At 63.4% G+C, this 18,481-nt stretch carries 17 protein-coding genes; 10 read left to right on the top strand and 7 right to left on the bottom strand.

What is annotated here, in order from left to right:
• On the top strand, positions 1-387 hold a 387-nt coding region (msrA, locus tag QZ501_RS10855), incomplete at its 5' end, for a peptide-methionine (S)-S-oxide reductase MsrA (protein WP_295719408.1).
• Between the two features lie 59 nt (positions 388-446).
• On the opposite strand, the gene QZ501_RS10850 is transcribed toward msrA, so the two are convergent.
• From QZ501_RS10850 to gcvH, 3 genes are all read right to left on the bottom strand, one after another.
• The gene (locus QZ501_RS10850; RefSeq protein WP_295719406.1) at positions 447-857 is read right to left on the bottom strand and encodes a hypothetical protein; all 411 of its coding nucleotides are present in this window, start codon (positions 855-857) and stop codon (positions 447-449) included.
• A 120-nt stretch (positions 858-977) separates the two neighbouring features.
• The gene (gene gcvP, locus QZ501_RS10845; protein WP_295719404.1) at positions 978-3,854 is read right to left on the bottom strand and encodes an aminomethyl-transferring glycine dehydrogenase; all 2,877 of its coding nucleotides are present in this window, start codon (positions 3,852-3,854) and stop codon (positions 978-980) included.
• A 15-nt stretch (positions 3,855-3,869) separates the two neighbouring features.
• Positions 3,870-4,262 carry a glycine cleavage system protein GcvH gene (gcvH, locus tag QZ501_RS10840; protein ID WP_095617070.1) on the bottom strand — a complete coding sequence of 131 codons (393 nt, stop codon included), beginning with the start codon at positions 4,260-4,262 and terminating at the stop codon, positions 3,870-3,872.
• 130 nt (positions 4,263-4,392) lie between these two features.
• Between gcvH and QZ501_RS10835 the strand changes: the two genes are divergently transcribed.
• Positions 4,393-5,007, top strand: a complete 615-nt coding sequence (locus QZ501_RS10835; protein WP_237416557.1) for an XRE family transcriptional regulator — start codon at positions 4,393-4,395, stop codon at positions 5,005-5,007.
• Between the two features lie 107 nt (positions 5,008-5,114).
• Positions 5,115-6,239 carry a glycine cleavage system aminomethyltransferase GcvT gene (gcvT, locus tag QZ501_RS10830; protein WP_151439354.1) on the top strand — a complete coding sequence of 375 codons (1,125 nt, stop codon included), beginning with the start codon at positions 5,115-5,117 and terminating at the stop codon, positions 6,237-6,239.
• Between the two features lie 28 nt (positions 6,240-6,267).
• On the opposite strand, the gene QZ501_RS10825 is transcribed toward gcvT, so the two are convergent.
• The gene (locus tag QZ501_RS10825) at positions 6,268-6,891 is read right to left on the bottom strand and encodes a riboflavin synthase subunit alpha (RefSeq protein ID WP_151439355.1); all 624 of its coding nucleotides are present in this window, start codon (positions 6,889-6,891) and stop codon (positions 6,268-6,270) included.
• 11 nt (positions 6,892-6,902) lie between these two features.
• Positions 6,903-7,325 (bottom strand): CBS domain-containing protein, encoded by a 423-nt coding sequence (locus tag QZ501_RS10820; RefSeq protein ID WP_151439356.1) that lies wholly within the window; start codon positions 7,323-7,325, stop codon positions 6,903-6,905.
• 153 nt (positions 7,326-7,478) lie between these two features.
• Here QZ501_RS10820 and QZ501_RS10815 point away from each other — a divergent pair, with 153 nt between their 5' ends.
• From QZ501_RS10815 to QZ501_RS10790, 6 genes are all read left to right on the top strand, one after another.
• Positions 7,479-8,435 carry a hypothetical protein gene (locus QZ501_RS10815; RefSeq protein ID WP_295719401.1) on the top strand — a complete coding sequence of 319 codons (957 nt, stop codon included), beginning with the start codon at positions 7,479-7,481 and terminating at the stop codon, positions 8,433-8,435.
• A gap of 63 nt (positions 8,436-8,498) precedes the next feature.
• Positions 8,499-9,173: a TetR/AcrR family transcriptional regulator gene (locus QZ501_RS10810; protein WP_160898859.1), complete on the top strand. Its 675-nt coding sequence runs from the start codon at positions 8,499-8,501 to the stop codon at positions 9,171-9,173.
• Positions 9,139-9,663: a L,D-transpeptidase gene (locus QZ501_RS10805; RefSeq protein WP_295719399.1), complete on the top strand. Its 525-nt coding sequence runs from the start codon at positions 9,139-9,141 to the stop codon at positions 9,661-9,663. The genes QZ501_RS10810 and QZ501_RS10805 overlap by 35 nt, the downstream gene beginning before the upstream one ends.
• Positions 9,664-9,703: 40 nt before the next feature.
• Positions 9,704-10,729 (top strand): beta-N-acetylhexosaminidase, encoded by a 1,026-nt coding sequence (nagZ, locus tag QZ501_RS10800; protein ID WP_225741653.1) that lies wholly within the window; start codon positions 9,704-9,706, stop codon positions 10,727-10,729.
• Positions 10,726-11,889, top strand: a complete 1,164-nt coding sequence (locus QZ501_RS10795; protein ID WP_151439360.1) for a mechanosensitive ion channel family protein — start codon at positions 10,726-10,728, stop codon at positions 11,887-11,889. The genes nagZ and QZ501_RS10795 overlap by 4 nt, the downstream gene beginning before the upstream one ends.
• Positions 11,876-12,628, top strand: coding sequence for an S-methyl-5'-thioinosine phosphorylase (locus tag QZ501_RS10790; RefSeq protein WP_295719396.1), 753 nt, complete (start codon positions 11,876-11,878; stop codon positions 12,626-12,628). The genes QZ501_RS10795 and QZ501_RS10790 overlap by 14 nt, the downstream gene beginning before the upstream one ends.
• A 17-nt stretch (positions 12,629-12,645) precedes the next feature.
• Here QZ501_RS10790 and QZ501_RS10785 read toward each other — a convergent pair whose 3' ends face one another.
• Positions 12,646-13,407 (bottom strand): CsiV family protein, encoded by a 762-nt coding sequence (locus tag QZ501_RS10785; RefSeq protein ID WP_295719393.1) that lies wholly within the window; start codon positions 13,405-13,407, stop codon positions 12,646-12,648.
• Between the two features lie 11 nt (positions 13,408-13,418).
• A complete protein-coding gene (gene mfd, locus QZ501_RS10780) occupies positions 13,419-16,916 on the bottom strand; it encodes a transcription-repair coupling factor (RefSeq protein WP_295719391.1) in 3,498 nt (1,165 codons plus the stop codon).
• Positions 16,917-17,089: 173 nt separating this feature from the next.
• Here mfd and QZ501_RS10775 point away from each other — a divergent pair.
• A partial coding sequence (locus QZ501_RS10775; protein ID WP_295719388.1) for a glyceraldehyde-3-phosphate dehydrogenase occupies positions 17,090-18,481 on the top strand: 1,392 nt, incomplete at its 3' end.

Genomic DNA, 18,481 nt, shown 5'->3' with positions numbered 1-18,481 from the left:
CCCACCTATGAGGAGGTGTGTACGGCGCGCACGGGCCATACGGAGGCGGTCCGCGTTATCTATGACCCGGAGGTGGTGTCGCTGGAGGGGCTCCTGCAGGTGTTCTGGGAGTCCCATGATCCCACTCAGGGGATGCGCCAGGGCAATGATGTGGGAACACAGTACCGTTCCGCGCTCTATCTTCCGGATGAGCAGAGCCTTGGGATTGGGCAGGCCTCCATGGAGGCTTATCAGAAGGCGCTGGATGCCGCCGGACAGGGGCGTATCACCACCGAACTGGCGCAGGGCGTGACCTTCTATTACGCGGAGGACTGGCACCAGCAGTATCTGCACAAGAACCCTGGTGGTTACTGCGGGCTCGCGGGCACGGGCGTGCGTTACGCATAAAAACCCCGTGCGCCAGGGCACGGGGAGGAGGGGTATGCCTGTGTGTGTCAGGCAGGGGGTTACTTCTGCGTGGCAGCGCTGTCAGAAGCCGCAGACTGGAAGCGCTCGCGCATGCTGCGCAGCTGCTGCTTCAGGGCCGTGAGCCGCTCGCCCGCCTGCTGGCGGTAGTTGGCCACCAGGGGCTTGAGATCATGGGTGTAGGAGGCTTCCACCCGGTTCATGAGGTAGGCGGACGTCATGTGCGCGTTCCACGACAGGCGCTTGCGTGTATCGTAGGTGGCGGCGTCCAGGCTGAACATGAAGTCCCGGAAGGAGGGGTTTTTCTCACGGATATCCCGCACCATTTTCTGGAAGGACTCATTTTCTGAATCCCGCGCTCCGAGATCCCTGAGCACACGCTGCAGTTCCTCGTTAGCCTTCTGCCATTGCTGGCTGGCCTGTTCCTGAATCCTGCGTGTCAGATCGCTCATGGTTTTACTCTGCCTGTCTGCGGACTTCTCAGCCATGGGTTACCTCCATTGCTGCCCTTGAGTTCTGACCCCAGATTAGGGTGAAAAATTAGAATAATCACCCTAATCCGAGTAAAAACTCTAGTCCCGATAGGCCTCCGGGCTGGGGCAGCTGCAGATCAGGTTCCGGTCACCGTAGACGTTATCCACGCGGTTAACCGTCGGCCAGAACTTGCCGTCACGCACCGCCTGGGACGGGAATACCGCCAGATCACGGCTGTAGGGGCGGTCCCACTCATCCACCAGATCGCTCTGGGTGTGGGGGGCCTTGACCAGTGGGTTGTTGTCCGCCGGCCATTCGCCATTGGCTACCCGGTCAATCTCCTTGCGGATGCCCTTCATCGCCTCGATGAACCGGTCCAGCTCCTCGATGGATTCGGATTCCGTTGGCTCGATCATGAGCGTTCCCGGAACGGGGAAGGACATGGTCGGGGCGTGGAAGCCGTAGTCCATCAGGCGCTTGGCCACGTCCTCCTCGGTGATACCGGACCATTCCTTGAGCGGGCGCAGGTCCAGGATGCACTCATGCGCCACGCGGTCATGACGCCCCTTGTAGAGCACGTCGTAGTCGTTCTTGAGGCTGTTGGCGATGTAGTTGGCGCCCAGGATGGCGACTTCCGTGCTGTGGCGCAGGCCATCGCGGCCAAGCAGGCGGTTGTACATCCAGGTGATCGGCAGGATGCCCGCCGAGCCAAAGGGTGTGGACGCTACCGCGCCTTCAGCGACGCCGCTTTCATTATGGCCGGGCAGGTAGGGCGCCAGGTGTTCGCGGACACCAATGGGCCCCATGCCCGGGCCGCCACCGCCGTGCGGGATGGCGAAGGTCTTGTGCAGGTTCAGGTGGGATACGTCGGAGCCCACCAGCGTCGGCTGCACCAGGCCCACCTGGGCGTTGAGGTTGGCGCCGTCCATGTAAACCTGGCCGCCATGCTCGTGCACGATGCGGCAGATCTCCGGCGCGCCTTCCTCGTACACCCCGTGGGTGGAGGGATAGGTGATCATGCAGGCGGAGAGATGGTCTCCGGCCTTCTCCGCCTTCGCGCGCAGGTCCTCCAGATCCACGTTGCCTTCATCGTCGCAGTCCACGATGACCACCTTCATGCCCATCATGGCGGCGGAGGCCGGGTTGGTACCGTGCGCCGAGGCCGGAATCAGGCAGACATTACGGTGCGTTTCACCCTTTGCTTCCTGGTAGCGACGGATGGCCAGAAGGCCAGCGTACTCGCCCTGGGCCCCGGAGTTGGGCTGCAGGGAGAAGGCGTCGTAGCCGGTGATTTCCCGCAGCTGCTCATCCAGCTCTTTCAGGAGCTGCTGGTAGCCCTGGGTCTGTTCCCGCGGGGCGAACGGATGGATCTCCGCGAATTCGGGCCAGCTGATCGGCTCCATCTGCGCGGCCGCGTTGAGCTTCATGGTACAGGAGCCCAGCGGGATCATGCCGTGCACCAGGGAGAAATCCCGGTTCTCAAGGCGCCGGATGTAGCGCAGCAGTTCGGTCTCGCTGTGATACCGGTTGAATACCGGGTGGGTAAGGACGGCATCACGCCGGCGCATGGCATCGGTGATGCCGGTTTCGCCACCCTGGGTAATGGCCTCATCCAGGGCCGCCACCGACTGGCCGTGACTGTCACCCAGCACGATACGCAGCAGACGCTCCACATCCTCTTCAGTGGTGGTCTCGTCCAGGCTGATGCCGGTGCGACCATCGCTCAGGGCCCGCAGATTGCAGCCCTCGGCATGGGCCCGGTTGTGAACGCCCTCATCGGCATGGAAGCTCAGGGTGTCGAAGTAGCGCTCCTGGGGCTCCACGCCGCCGGCGCGCAGGCCTTCCGCAAGGATGGCGGTGAGGCGGTGCACACGCTCAGCCTGGTTCCGCAGGCCTTCCGGCCCGTGGTAGACGGCGTAAAAGGCTGCCAGGTTCGCAAGCAGTGCCTGGGCGGTACAGATGTTGGAGGTTGCCTTCTCGCGGCGGATGTGCTGCTCGCGGGTCTGCATGGCCATGCGGAAAGCCGGCTGGTCACGGTTGTCCTTCGAGACTCCGATGATGCGGCCCGGAACCTGGCGCTTGAGGTTGTCACGGGTGGCAAAGAAGGCTGCGTGCGGGCCGCCGTAGCCCATGGGTACGCCAAAGCGCTGGGCGGAGCCGAAGACCATGTCGGCGCCCAGCTCACCGGGGGAGCGCAGCATCATCAGTGCCAGCAGGTCCGAGGCCACGGCGGTCATGGCGCCCTGATCCCCGGCGGCTTTGACCAGCTTCTCAAGGTCCGGGATGCTGCCGTCAGTGGCGGGGTACTGGAATGCCGCCCCGAAGGCTTCATGGTCACCGACCGATTCCGCGGGGGCGATCACCAGGTCAATGCCCATGTAGTCAGCCCGCGTGCGCAGCACATCCAGGGTCTGCGGATGGAGCTCCTCTGCCGCAAAGAACACGTTACTCTTGCTCTTGCGGTTGGCTCGCCGGCACAGCGCCATGGCTTCCGCCGCGGCGGTGGCTTCGTCGAGCAGCGAGGCATTGGCCAGATCCAGGCCAGTGAGGTCCATCACCATCTGCTGGAAGTTGACCAGGGACTCCATGCGACCCTGGGAGATTTCCGGCTGGTAGGGCGTGTAGGCTGTATACCAGGCTGGATTCTCCAGTACGTTGCGCTTGATGACCGAGGGAATGCGAGTCGGGTAATAGCCCTGACCGATGTAGGAACGGAACACCTGGTTGCGCTGGGCCATGCCGCGCAGTTCGGCCAGCGCTTCGTGTTCCGCGCGGCCGGGGTCCAGGGCCAGTTCCCCTGGCATACGGATGGATCCCGGAATGATCTGGTCCACCAGCTCATTCACGGATGACAGCCCCAGGGTGGCCAGCATGGCCGACTGATCATCGGCGTTGGGGCCGATGTGCCGGTCGCTGAAGGGCCGGTCGTTCATCTGGGCCAGTGTCGCATTGGCCAGGGAAGACTTCGCATTCATGGGCTACCTCCTGGGTCAGGCTTCGTCGGCAACGAGCTCCTGATAGCGCTCAGCCGACAGGAGTTCAGAGAGTTCGTCCGGGTTGTCCAGCTTGATGCGTACCATCCAGCCGTCCCCGTAGCAGTGCTCGTTCACGGTCTCGGGGGCGTCCTCGAGTGCCTCATTCACGCTCTGGACGGTGCCACTGATCGGGGAATAGATGTCGGAGGCGGACTTCACGGATTCCACAACCGCCAGCTCATCGCCCTTGGCAAAGCTCTGGTCGGCTTCGGGAAGCTCCACGAAGACAACGTCGCCGAGCTGGTCCTGGGCGTGGTCGGTGATGCCCATGGTTACGGTGCCGTCGCCGTTGTCACGGATCCATTCGTGGCTGGGGGTGTAGAGAAGTTCCTCGGGCGTCGCTGTCATCGCTCCGTCCTCCTGCTGCAGGGTCATGTGGTTGTGGTGTTGTCTGTGTTAGATTAACAACGGATTTTCCCACAAACAACGTAAATTTCCTATAGGAAACACGCGAATCATGTCTGAGGACAGCGAGAACATGCGGGAGCCGCTCCACGAGACCCTGCAGGTCCAGCGCGGTGAAACCGAAGCCTCACTGCAGCCCCTGCGGCTGGGAGAGCGCGTCCGGTCCCTGCGGCTGGGCCAGGGGCTGACCCTGGAGGAGGCCAGCAAACTGACGGGACTTGCGCGCTCCACGCTGTCGAAGATTGAGAACGAGCAGATTTCACCCACCTTTTCGGTGGTGCACAAGCTGGTCAACGGGCTGGGTATCGACCTGCCGCAGCTGTTCTCAGAACCCAGCAACAGCGCCCAGCCGTCGGGGCGGCGCGACATCACGCGTCGCGGGGAGGGCAAGCCTCACCCCACGGCCACCTATGAGCACGAGCTGCTGGCGACGGATCTCAGCCACAAGAAGATGGTGCCCTTCACAACGCGTGTGCGCGCGCGTGCGTTCGGGGATTTCCCGGAGTGGATCCGGCACGATGGGGAGGAATTCCTGTATGTGCTGAGCGGGGCCATCCTGTTCTATACGGAGTTCTATGAGCCCGTGCGCCTGGAAGCCGGGGACAGTGCCTATTACGACTGCACCATGGGGCATATGCTGGTTTCCGTGAGCGAGGAGGATGCGGAAGTTCTCTGGGTGACGGCCTGACAGGAAACTTTGTTTCCAATCGGAAATACGGCATCATAGGGGCAACCCAGTTCAGCGGGAGCCGCAGGTACAGGTGGCTCCGAAACAGCAACAGGAGAGACAGGCTCATGGCGAACGATCAGGCAATGCTTACAACCCCGCTGACCGCCCTCCACGAGGAACTTGGTGCGCGCATGGTCCCGTTTGCCGGCTACAGCATGCCGGTGCAATACCCCGCGGGGATCAAGCAGGAGCACCTTCATACACGGGAAGGCGCAGGTCTTTTTGATGTCTCGCACATGGGCCAGGTATGGCTCAGCGGCGAGGGCATTGCGGAAGCGCTGGAAGCCATGGTGCCCTCTGACCTGGTCGGGCTGGGCATGCATCGCCAGCGTTATGGCCTGTTCACCAACGAGGACGGGGGGGTACTGGACGATCTGATGATCAGCCGCCATGAGGATGGCTTCTATCTGGTCGTCAACGCCGCCTGCAAGGCCGAGGACATCGCGCACCTGAGGGCCGGGCTGCCGGCTTCCGTCACACTGACCGAGATGACCGACAGGGCGCTGATCGCTCTCCAGGGGCCCAAGGCGGAGGAAGCTCTGGCGAAACTCCAGCCGGAGGTCCGGAAAATGAAGTTCATGGACAACTGGCCCATGACACTGCTCGACAGTCCGGCGATCATTTCCCGCAGTGGCTACACCGGCGAGGATGGGTACGAGATCTCGGTGCCGGCTGAGGTGGCGGAGACCCTGGCCCGGCGTCTGCTGGAGGACGACCATGTGGAGCCGGTAGGGCTTGGTGCCCGGGATTCATTGCGCCTCGAGGCTGGACTCTGCCTGTATGGTCATGACATCACCACCCGGACGACGCCGGTTGAGGCCTCCCTGGGCTGGGCCATCGGCAAGGCCCGCAGGCTCGGTGGTGAGCGTGAGGGCGGTTTCCCGGGGGCGCAGCGGGTTCTGCAGCAGATGCGCGACAGCGCGCCGGAGCGCAAGCGCGTCGGGCTCGTTGCTGAAGGCAAGGCGCCGGTACGCGAAGGCGCTGTGCTCTATGCGGAAGGTGGTGATGAGCCCATTGGGGAAGTGACCAGTGGCAACTTTGCTGCCAGTGTCGGCGCGCCCATTGCCATGGGGTATGTGCGCGCGGACCTGGCGGAGAAAGGCACCACCGTTGAGGCGGATGTGCGCGGCAAGCGCCGCAGCATGACGGTTTCCGCCATGCCCTTCCTGCGCCCTGGCTACCAGCGCTAGAACAGCGCTGGAAATGGCCACCGCGGGGTCAGTCGGCCCCGCGGGGTACCAGGTCCAGACGGTTAAGGGTATCGATGATCGTCTGGGTCTGGTGGTCGATCTCAATGTTCACGTGATCCCCTTCATCGAGCGCGCCGAAACGCGTGGCCCTGAGCGTTTCGGGGATCAGGTAGACGGCAAAGCCGTCGCTGGTCAGTTCGGCAATGGTGAGGCTGGCTCCATCCACCGCGATATAGCCCTTGCTGATCAGGTAGGGGCGCCACGCATGGGGAACGGAAAAGGCAATCCGACGGTTGTTCTCGGGCTCCTCAATCGAGCTGACCCTGGCCATGCAGTGGACGTGGCCTGAAAGCAGGTGGCCACCAATTTCATCGCCGATCCGGGCGGCGCGCTCGACGTTGACCGGACTCCCTTCCTGCAGCTCCCCCAGGGTGGTGACCCTCAGGGTTTCCATCATCACATCAAAGGCCGCCAGGTGGCTCTCCGGCCAGGCTTCGGTAACTGTCAGGCAGGCCCCGTTGACGGACACCGAAGCGCCAATCGCAATGCCGTCAATGAAGTTTTCCGGAAAGCGCAGGCTGATCCGGTGGAGCCCGGCCAGCCGCTCAACGGTGGCTACCTGGGCGATGCCCTGTACGATTCCTGTAAACACGCCAGCGCCCGTCAGATGTGGCCGTGGCCACTGTTGCGAACACGGCTCAGGGCCCGCAGCACATCACCCCGGGTGATGACCCCGATAACCCGGCTGTTGTCGACCACCGGATAGATCTTGGGCTTGGCGCCAAGCATTTCCTCCGCCAGGTGAGTCACATCTTCGTCCGGCCCCACGGATACGGTCCTGCGGGACATTACGTCGCTCACCAGCTGGTGCTCCTGGGCGTAATAGGAGTCATTGAGCATCTCCTTGATGCAGTCCTGCTCGGTCACAAAGCCGATGAGACGTTTGTGCTCGTCCAGAACCGGTGCGCCCAGCTCTTCCTGCTTAACCAGCGTGGCCGCCACCTTCTCGATCGGGTCGGAAGGGGAGAACCAGAGGGACAGTGAACGCATGTAGTCGCGTACCAGGATCTTGGGAGTGGTCGTCATGGAGCCTTGCCTCTGTAAAAGTTTGTTCCACAGCCGTCAGGGTGAATCAGAATACGCTACGCTGCCAATACATGCCAGAGCATGGGAGCGGGCACTCAAGACCCGGAAGGATCAGCCGTTAACCAGTGATGGTACAGGCACGCGGAGAGTGGGATGGCGCAGCATCAGCCTGAACGGCCGGAGGAACCGCGGGTTCATCCCGGCGGTCGACTGGAACCGGTTCCCGGACCGGAAACCCAGGCAGGGGATCAGTCGGTGGACTCCGGGAGCCCGGTGAATGGGCTGGACGGTGATCCGGTCGAAGATGAGGAGGCGTCAGCGGATGCGGACCCCGAAGCTGCCCTGCGGGCGGCGCGCGAGGCTGAGCGTAAGCGCCAGCAGCGCCGGCGCAGGCTGCTGCACGACTGCGAGCGTCTGCTTCTCCTGGACTTCGATACCCTGGCCATGCCCGGGTGGCCGGATCACCACCAGCTGAATCTGGCGCGGCGCCGGCGCGACAGCTGGCTGCTGCTGCTGAGCGTGCTTGCCGCCCTGGTTCTCGCGGGTATGGGCAACCTGGTGCCGGCACTGATCGGTGGGGTGGCCTTTGGTGCCCTGGCGCTGGCCGCGCTCTGGGGGCTGCCGGGCGTGCGGCACGTCTTCACCCATCAGGCCTCCCATATGGAGCTGCTGCTGAAACGGCGGCGCCTGCTGCACCGTGCCCGCAAACACGTTGAACACCTGGAAGGGCCGATCGGGCTGGCGGCTGCATGCCGCCCGCTGGCCGAGTATAATCCGGCGCTGCGTCGCAGCCGTTACACCGGCCTCTACAGCCTTTCCGAGAGAGGGCAGCTGGTGGACAGCATACGCAACCGCTCCCAGACCCAGCTCTATCTCATTTTTGCTCTGGAAGCGGAAAAGGCCTATAACCGTCTGCGGGAGGAATACCTGCGGACCCACGAGCAGATGCTGGATGAAGGGAATGTGGAGCCGCTGAACGCGGCAGCCCAGTCTAGCGACCCCAGCGTAGTGCCGGTGCCCGAGTCCGATCCGGTGCCACCTGAATCCGCGGAAGCCGGGGGTGAGGGCGCTCCAGCGCATACAGGCAACCCATCTGCCCGTTCGTCTTGACACCTTTCCGGCTCAAACGTATGTTTCAAACAATTGTTTGGTCAAATGTTTGAGCGGGATTCCATGGCGCAGACGGATACAGTGGACAGGATTCTGGATGCGGCGGAGGAGCTGTTCGCCGAAAGAGGCTTCTCCGAGACCTCTCTCCGCATGATCACCGGTAAGGCCGGCGTGAATCTGGCTGCGGTCAATTACCATTTCGGTTCCAAAAAATCGCTGATCCAGGCGGTATTCGCACGCTTCCTTACCCCCTTCTGTATCGCGCTGGAGGCGGCCTTTGACCGCCTTGAGGCGGAAGCGGCCCCGGAGCCGCCCGACCTGGAGTCAGTGCTGCGGGTGCTCACCAGTACCCTGGTGGAGATGCCACGCCAGCACGACCGCAGCATCGCCATCTACATGCGCCTGCAGGGGCTTGCCTACACCCAGTCCCAGGGGCATCTGCGCCGCTTTCTGGAAGCCGAGTACAGCCACACCTTCGATCGCTTCATGCGGCTTCTCAAGAACGCCACCCCGGAGCTGTCCGCCGTGGAGCGCTACTGGCGCAACCAGTTCATGCTTGGCGCCACGGCTTTCACCCTCTCCAGCAGTGATGCGCTCACGGAGATCCTCTGGAACAAACTGGGGGTCGAGACCCCCAACGAGGAGATCGTGGATCACCTCGTGCCCTTTCTTGCCGCAGGAATGCAGGCGCATACTGTTGCCCATGGCAACAGAGGGAATTCCGACAGCGGTGCCTGACGGCGGTGATCCGATCGAGCGGATCGAGGTGGAGCTGGCCCGTCAGATCATGACTCTGCATGGGCGCGCAGGCCCATGGTTGTGTTACCGCATTTCCACGGCCGCCGCCGGCGCCGGTCAGCAGGACGGTTCCGGTGGGACGCCGCTGGGGCGGCACCGGGTCCGTTCCTGCATCGGGGCCGGCCAGCCCCGGGGGGCGGTGTTCCGCGGTCGGCGCCCCACCGGCGAGGTCTGGAGCCCGCAGCTGCACCGTGAGTATCCCGGGCGTGACTGGATACTGACGCGGATTCTCTGGCTCTGTGGCGAAGAGCCCGGGTATAACCGCGGAGGCGCTGTTGATACCATGCGTCGGTTCATCTACATCCATGGCACTCCGGATACGGAACCCATGGGGCAGCCGCTGTCCCACGGTTGTATCCGGATGCGCAATGATGACATTCTTCAGCTCTGGGAATGGGTGCGCCCGGGCACGCCTGTCTTTGTTCAGTGAGGCGGGCCCGGGCCGTTCTTGTGTCGTTTAGGGAGGCCCGGTGAGCGGACCATTGATGATCGATCTCGAGGGGCCACGTCTCAGCGCCTCCGAGCGTGAACGACTGGCCCATGAGGCGGTGGGCGGAGTGATCCTGTTTACCCGTAATTACGAGTCACCGGCCCAGCTCCGGTCCCTGGTGCAGTCCATCCGCCAGATCCGGCCGCGCATCCTGATTGGCGTGGACCAGGAGGGTGGCCGGGTACAGCGTTTCCAGTCCGGGCTCACACGCCTGCCACCGATGCGCAGCTTCGGTCTGGCCTGGGAGCGGGATCCCGCGAATGCCCGTGCCATTGCCCATGCCGCGGGCTGGCTGATGGCTTCCGAGCTGCGGGACATGGATGTGGATTTCAGTTTTGCACCGGTGCTGGACCTGGATCACGGGGTTTCCAGTGTGATCGGTGATCGCAGCTTCCACTCGGACCCTCAGGTGGTGGCCGAACTCGCCGGCGCCTGGATTGATGGCATGCATGAGGGCGGTATGGCAGCAGTGGGCAAACACTTCCCCGGCCATGGGGCCATTGCTGCGGACTCCCATCACGAACTGCCCAGCGACGGGCGCACCCTGGAGCAGATCCTGGAGCACGACGCGGTGCCTTTCCGGGAGCTGGCGGAGACTCTGGATGCTGTCATGCCCGCCCATGTGGTCTACCCGGGCGTGGATGAGCAGCCGGCCGGCTTCTCTCCGTTCTGGCTGAAGAACGTGCTTTCCCGCGAGGTCGGGTTCCGTGGCGTTGTGATCAGCGATGATCTCACCATGGCCGGCGCGGCTGTGGCCGGCGAACCGCCGGAACGGGCACAAGCTGCACTTGATGCGGGCTGTGACCTGCTGCTGGTGTGTAACGATCCCGAAGCTGCTGATGCTGTGGCCGCAAGCCTGAGCGAGGCCGGCGCGCGCGCGTCGGCCGGGTTGGTGTCGCTGCGGGGCAAGCCGTTGCCCGGGCCACGTGGTGCTTTCCGCAGTACGGCCCGGTATCGGGATACCCGTGCGGCACTGCTTCGCATGCTGGATGAGGCGCCCGCATGACGCTTTCCGGCCTCGATGGTGTCCTCTCCGGTCTGGGGATTGCCCCGGAATTCCGCGGGCTGCTCTGGGCCGGTTCGATCCTGGTGACCACCTTCGTGGTGGCTTTTGTCGTCTGGTGGGTGATCCGGGCGGTTGAGAACAAGCTGCGGAATAACCGCAATCTCTGGGATGACGTTCTGATCCATGCCATACGGCGCCCGCTGTACTGGTACATCTGGCTTCTGGGTCTGTATTTCGCCTCGGAAGCGAGCGCCCGCTTCTACGAGATCGATCTGCTCAACCTCAATGGGCTGGGCCTCAGGTTCGGTTTCATACTGCTGCTGGTCTGGGCGCTGCTGCGGTTCATACAGGGCACCGAGGAGCTGCTGGTTTCGAGCCGTGTCTCCGAGCCCATGGATTACACCACGGTTTCCGCCATCGGCAAGCTGTCGCGTGTTTCAGTGTTCGTCATCGCCGCTCTGGTCATCATCCAGAATCTGGGTTACAGCATTTCCGGTGTGTTGGCGTTCGGCGGCGTGGGTGGTATCGCCGTCGGCTTCGCGGCCAAGGACATGCTGGCGAATTTCTTCGGCGGTGCCGTTGTCTACATGGACAAACCTTTCAAGGTGGGGGAGTGGATCCGCTCTCCTGACGCAAGCATTGAAGGGGTGGTGGAACACATCGGGTGGCGGGTGACCCGGATCAGGACCTTTGAGCTGCGCCCGCTCTATGTTCCCAATGCCATTTTCACCACCATTTCCGTGGAGAATCCGTCCCGGATGATGAACCGGCGGATCTATGAAATGGTCGGGGTGCGCTACAGCGATGTGGACATGGTCGCTCCGATTGTGGCCGACATCCGCGGCATGCTGGAGGAGCATGAAGACATCGATGCCAACCAGTTCCTGATCGTCAACTTCACCACCTTCAATGCCTCCTCTCTGGACATCATGGTCTATGCCTTTACCCATACGCGCCAGTGGGTTGAATACCAGACGGTCAAACAGGACGTGATGCTCCGTATCAGCAGCATCATCCGTGAACACGGGGCAGAAGTGGCCTTCCCGACGCGCACCCTGCACATTGCGGGCGAAGGGCCCCAGGCTGTGCTGGGCGAAGGCATGGCGGCGGAGGGCGAGCAGCCCGCAACGACAGGCGGAGGAGCCAATGGGCAGCAGTGAGCCAGTGTGGGGCATTATTGGCGGTACAGGGCTGACCGCCATTGATTCACTGGAGGTTGGTGAAACCCTTGAAACCGAAACCATTTGGGGGGCGCCCTCCGCGCCCCTGCGGGTCGGTCGACTGGGTGGGCGGAAGGTGGTCTTCCTGGCCCGCCATGGCGATCCACACCGGATTCCGCCCCACCGGGTGAACTATCGGGCCAATATCGAGGCGCTCAGGCAGGCCGGCGTTGACCGGATCATCGCGGTCAATGCGGTTGGATCCATCCACCCGGCGATGACCCCGTCCAGCCTGGTTCTGCCGGATCAGATCATTGACTACACCTGGGGGCGTGCGCCCAGCTTCCATGAGGAGAACCTGGAACACGCGGTGCACGTGGACTTCACCTGGCCGTATTCAGAGTCGATCCGCGATGCCCTGCGGGCGGCAGCGGCGGAGGTGGATGTGGCGTTCCATGACGGCGGTGTCTACGCCTGTACCCAGGGGCCGAGGCTGGAGACAGCCGCGGAAATCCGGCGCCTGGAACAGGACGGTTCGGATATCGTGGGGATGACGGCCATGCCCGAGGCGGTTCTGGCACGGGAGGCGGAGCTGGATTATGCCTGTCTCGCCCTGGTGGTGAACTGGGCGGCGGGCAGAACCAGCGAGGTCATCACCATGGATGACATCCGTTCGAACCTGGATGCGGGCATCGGGCGGGTGCTGCAGGTTCTGGAAGCCTGTCTCCGGGCGGATTGAGCGACGCCCGGCGCCGGTCAGCCCTCTTCCTCCTCGTCCCCGTTCTCTTTGGTAATAGGGTGGAAATAGACCACCAGACCAAAGGTGGGCGCGTCGAGGTAATGCACCTCCTCGCTGCGCATACGCCGGTTCTCGGTGAGCCGGGTTGCTGTCTCCCTGAAGGCCGGACTTTCGGGAGCCAGGTAGCGGGGAAGGGGCAGAATCAACCCTGATGCCACCGGGAAGCGGGGAATCGGTGCTATATCCAGTGCGGGTACCTTCAGGTGCGTGTCATGCAGCGAGGCCTGCACATGGAGGTAACGCCGGCGTTCGATCTGCAGGCTGCCCTGGATCCGTTGCTCGCCCGCCTCATCCGCCGCGACATCCACGACCAGGGGAACGGTACGGTAGCCATCCGGGAACGGGTTCTGCCATCCGGTGAAGGCCACAAGGCGGTAACCGGAAGCGTTCTCCAGCGCCCGGGCGATGTTGTTGAGCCGGAGTTCTTCCCGCGGAAGAGCCAGGATCTCCGGGACCTGTTCCCCGGGAGTCTCGGATTCCGTGTCGATATCGCCAGTGTCCCGGGGCTCCGGCGTCCACTGGCTGTCCACCCATAGCGGAACGCCTCTTTCCGGAAGGGAAACCGGGGCGTAGGGGTCCGAAAGCAGCTCGGGCTCTGCCTGCAGGCGTTCGAACAGCAGCAGCTCTACCCGGTACAGTTCCGCCCCCGTTGCCGGCATGGCAGTGGCACAGAGCAGCAGCATGCTGACCAGAATGCGGCGGGTTCCGCGACTCGGCACGGCAGTCTCCTCTATTGGGTTCCTTTGCTCTCCGTGGCGCGTTCTTCCAGAAGCGTCAGGAAGCGATCAAGATCATTGAGTCTATCATCCGCGGTTTCCCCGTTCAGCCGGAACTTCAGCTGGTCACCACTTTCCAGCGCGTAGTCCGCGGGCGAGCTCTGGACCAGTTCCACCAGCACCAGTGGATCCACCCGGGTATCGGCGCTGAATGCCATGGTGGCGGAGGAGCCTGCTGCATCCACCTTGCTGATCCCGAGCGCTTCAGCCCGGATGCGCAGCCCGGTCTGGCGTACCAGGTTCTTGAGTGGCTCGGGCAGCAGGCCGAAGCGATCGATGATTTCCACCTGAAGCTCCTTCAGCTGTTCCTGGCTCTGGGTGCTGGCCAGGCGCTTGTAGAGGATCAGGCGCTGGTGGACGTCCGGCAGGTAGTCCTCGGGGATCAGTGCCGGGATGCGCAGGTTGATCTCGGTACCGTGGCGGATGGGCAGGTCCGCATTGGGCGTGCGCCCTTCACGGATGGCCTTCACGGCTTCGTCCAGCAGTTCCATGTAGAGGGTCAGGCCCACGCCCTGGATCTGGCCGCTCTGGTCGTCGCCCAGCAGTTCGCCGGCGCCGCGGATCTCCAGGTCGTGGGTGGCGAGCATGAAGCCCGCACCCAGGTCCTGGGCGGCGGCAATGGCATCCAGGCGCTTCTCCGCATCGCCGGTGATCTTCTTGCCTTCCGGTGTCAGGAGATAGGCGTAGGCCTGGTGATGGGAGCGGCCCACCCGGCCCCGGAGCTGGTGCAGCTGGGCCAGTCCGAAGCGGTCCGCGCGCTCAATGAGGATGGTGTTGGCACTCGGGATGTCGATGCCGGTTTCGATGATGGTGGTGCAGACCAGCACATTGAAGCGCTTGTGGTAGAAGTCGGACATGATCTGCTCGAGTTCGCGCTCGCGCATCTGCCCGTGGGCCACACCCACCCGGGCCTCGGGAACCAGGGTCCGGACCTCTTCGGCCAGGCGCTCAATGGATTCCACATCATTGTGCAGGTAGTAGACCTGGCCGCCACGCAGGATTTCCCGGAGTATCGCCTCCTTCACAAGGGCATCCTCGCGCCGGCGCACGAAGGTCTTGACGGAAAGCCGCCGGGCGGGCGGCGTGGCGATGATGGACAGGTCCCGCAGGTTGCCCATGGCCATGTTCAGGGTCCGCGGGATGGGCGTTGCGGTGAGGGTGAGCACGTCCACCTGGGCGCGCAGCTGCTTGAGCTTTTCTTTCTGGTTGACGCCGAAGCGGTGTTCCTCGTCGATGATCGCCAGTCCCAGGTCGGGGAAGTTAAGGTCCCCCTGGAGCAGCTTATGAGTGCCGATGATGATGTCCGCCTCGCCCTCGGCAGCGCGCGCCATGGTCGCCTGCTGCTGTTTCTGGCTGCGGAAGCGGCTGAGCAGTTCCACGCGCACGCCGGTCTCGGCAAAACGGTCGCGGAAGGAGTCGTAATGCTGCTGGGCGAGCAGGGTGGTGGGCACCAGCACCACCACCTGTTTGCCGGCGTGGGTCGCCAGGAAAGCGGCACGCATGGCCACTTCCGTCTTGCCGAAGCCCACATCGCCGCAGATCAGCCGGTCCATGGGCTGCTTACTGGCCATGTCGTTTTCGACGGCTTCAATGGCCGCCATCTGGTCCGGTGTTTCCTCGAACGGAAACTCGGCGCAGAAGGAGCGGTAGGCGTCATCCGGCTGCGGGAAGGCGTAACCCTGGCTGGCTTCGCGCCGGGCGTATACGTCCAGCAGTTCGGCGGCGGTGTCCCGGACCTTGTCCAGTGCTTTCTGTTTGGCCTGGTTCCATTTCTCGGAACCAAGCCTGTGCAGGGGCGCGGTGGCATCATCCACGCCGCTGTAGCGTGAGATCAGGTGCAGGTTGGAGACCGGCACATAGAGGTTGGCGCCATTGGCGTACTGCAGGGTCAGGAACTCGGTGGGCTGGCCGTCCACCTCGATGGTCTGCAGCCCCTGGTAGCGGCCGATGCCGTGGTCAATGTGCACCACAGGAGCGCCGACGCGCAGCTCGGAAAGATCCCGGATGCTGCCTTCGGTGTCCGAGTCGGTGGCACGCTGGCGCCGCCGGCGCTGCATCACCCGCTGGCCGTAGAGTTCCGCCTCCGCGATGACGCAGACCCCGGATTCGTCGAGCCAGGCGCCGTGTTCCAGAGGGCCCGTGCAAAGGCCCACGGTGTCGCTGCCGGTCTGGAATTGCTGCCAGTGATCAACTTCCCTTGGGTCCCAGCCATACTGCTTCAGCTGCTCCAGAAGCGCTTCGCGGCGGCCGGCGGAGTCGGCTGCAAACAGCACGCGGGGTGAATACTGGTCCATGAAGCTCCGCAGCTTCGCTGCCGGATCCTCCGCGCGGGCGTCCAGTGCTATGTCGGGCAGCGGTGCACAGGGCATGTTGAGCACACCGGCACCCTCGGGCTGTTCCCCGGCAAACCAGGTGACCCGGGGCAGGCGGCGGATGTGCCGGAAGCATTCCTCGGTCCGCAGGAACACCTCCTTCGGGGACAGTATCGGTCGGTAACGGTCGTACCGGCGTTCCTCGTAGCGCTCATCAACCTCCGCCTGGAAGTGATCCAGCGCCCCCTGGAGGTCGGGATCCGTCAGGACCAGTGACTGCTGCGGGAGGTAGTCGAACAGGGTGGCGGTTTCGTCAAAGAAAAGCGGCAGGAAATACTCGATCCCCGGAGGCCGGATGCCGGCGGCCACGTCCTGATACACCGGGGCCTCGCGCGGTGCCTCCGGGAATGCCTCGTTCCAGCGGTTGCGGAAGCGCTGGCGCGAGCGCTCGTCCCAGGGGAATTCATGGGCGGGGAGCAGTTCAATGCGTTCCACCTGGTCAATGGAGCGCTGGGTCTCCGGATCGAAGGTGCGGAGTGTTTCCACTTCATCATCGAAGAGTTCGATCCGGTAGGGGAGGTCGGCTCCCATCGGGTAGATGTCGAGGATTGAGCCGCGTACGGCGTATTCGCCGTGTTCCTGGACGTTATCGGCATGGCGGTAGCCCACGGCCTCGAGCCGCTGGCGCCAGTCGTCAATCGGCAGCGGATCCCCTGTCGCCAGCAGAAGTGTGTTGCCCTCGGTGAACGAGGGTGGCGGCAGCCGGTGCATCAGGGTCCTGGCCGGCAGTACCAGGAGGCCGCGCTGCATTCGCGGCAGCTGGTGCAGGGTCCGTATGCGCTGGGAAATGATCGCCTCATGGGGCGAGAACATATCGTAAGGGAGTGTCTCCCAGTCCGGCAGAGAGAGCAGGGCATCATCCTGTTCATCATCACGGTAGAACGCCAGTTCCTGCTCAAGCGCCTGGGCTTCGTCAGTGCTGCCAGTGATCACCAGAGTAAGCCCTGGGAAGCGCCGGCTGGCTTCAAGTATGGCCAGGGAGCGGGCGCTGCCGGGGAGCGATCCCCAGTGTCGGTGATCGCCGCCGCGGGTGGGTGGATCGGCGGGCAGGAGCGGGGACTGGGTGCTGGTCTGGTTCATCAACGCTGCATGGTTGGTGTGCGGAGGCGCCATTCTAAGCCTGAGGCGCCGTGCCTGCCACCCCGGCGCGGCGGAGTCGATTGCGCCGGAGCGCTTTAAACTGGATAATACGCCAGCCCGCAAGGGCCAGAGGCCATGACCCGACATACACCCTGTTTCAGAGGACCCTGATCGTGAGCCAGGAGCAACTCAACCGCTACTTTTCCGACTGGACCGAGCGCGAAGCCATCGCTGAAGCCATGATTCCGCTGATCGGCCGTCTGTACCGCCGCAACAATGTGGTGACGTCCATGTACGGCCGCGCGCTGATCAACCAGTCGGTCATCAACATCCTCAAGGCACACCGATTCGTGCGCCAGATTGAGGCGGAAGAGCTGGATGTCCACGACACCTACCCGGTCCTCGAGACACTGGATCGGCTGAACCTGGGTCAGGCGCACATCGACGTCGGCAAGCTGGCGAACCAGTACAACCAGGTGCGTGACGAACAGAGCCTGGAGGACTTCCTGCGTGAAGCGGTCAATCCGGTCGTTGACCGGTACGACGAGGAGGCCAAAGCCGCGAGCGAGAGCGAGACCAAGGACATTGTCCTTTACGGTTTCGGTCGGATCGGGCGCTACCTCGCCCGGATCCTGGTGGAGAAGGCCGGCGGCGGCAACAACCTGCGCCTGCGTGCCATCGTCGTGCGCAAGGGCGGAGCCGAGAACGATCTGGAAAAGCGCGCCAGCCTGCTGCGCCGTGACTCCGTGCATGGCTCCTTCCGCGGCACCATTACGGTGGACGAGGAAAACGAGGCCATCATCGCCAATGGCAACTACATCAAGGTCATCTATTCCGATGGCCCGGATCAGGTGGATTACACCCAGTACGGCATCGACAACGCCATCATCATCGACAATACCGGTAAGTGGCGTGATGACGAAGGTCTGGGCCTGCACCTCAAGTCCAAGGGGGCCAGCCGTGTCGTCCTGACAGCGCCCGGTAAGGGCAACATCAAGAACATTGTTCCGGGCATCAACAATGATCTGTTCACGGACGAGGATCGGATTCTCTCCGTGGCGTCCTGTACCACCAATGCCATCACCCCCGTTCTCAAGGCGGTGAAGGAGCAGTTCGGTATTGTTGATGGGCACATGGAGACGGTCCATGCCTACACCAACGACCAGAACCTGATCGACAACTACCACAAGGGTGAGCGCCGGGGGCGCAGCGCGCCGCTGAACATGGTCCTGACCGAGACCGGGGCGGCCAAGGCGGTTGCCAAGGCCCTGCCGGACCTGGACGGCAAGCTCACCGGCAACGCCATCCGGGTGCCCACGCCCAACGTGTCCATGGCCATTCTCAATCTGAACCTTGAGAAGGCGGCAGCGCGTGATGAAATGAACGAGTTCCTGCGGGACGTGGCGCTGCACTCGGATCTACAGAAGCAGGTTGATTACGTGAGTTCCCCCGAGGTGGTGTCCTCCGACTTTGTGGGCTCCCGCCATGCAGGGGTTGTGGATGGCCAGGCCACGATCGCCAATGGAAATCGTGTTGTGCTCTATGTCTGGTATGAAAACGAGGCG

The sequence above is a fragment of the uncultured Halovibrio sp. genome, assembly GCF_913056445.1.
GTDB classification, from domain to species: domain Bacteria; phylum Pseudomonadota; class Gammaproteobacteria; order Pseudomonadales; family Oleiphilaceae; genus Halospina; species Halospina utahensis_B.
This window is presented reverse-complemented; position numbering and strand designations above follow the sequence as displayed.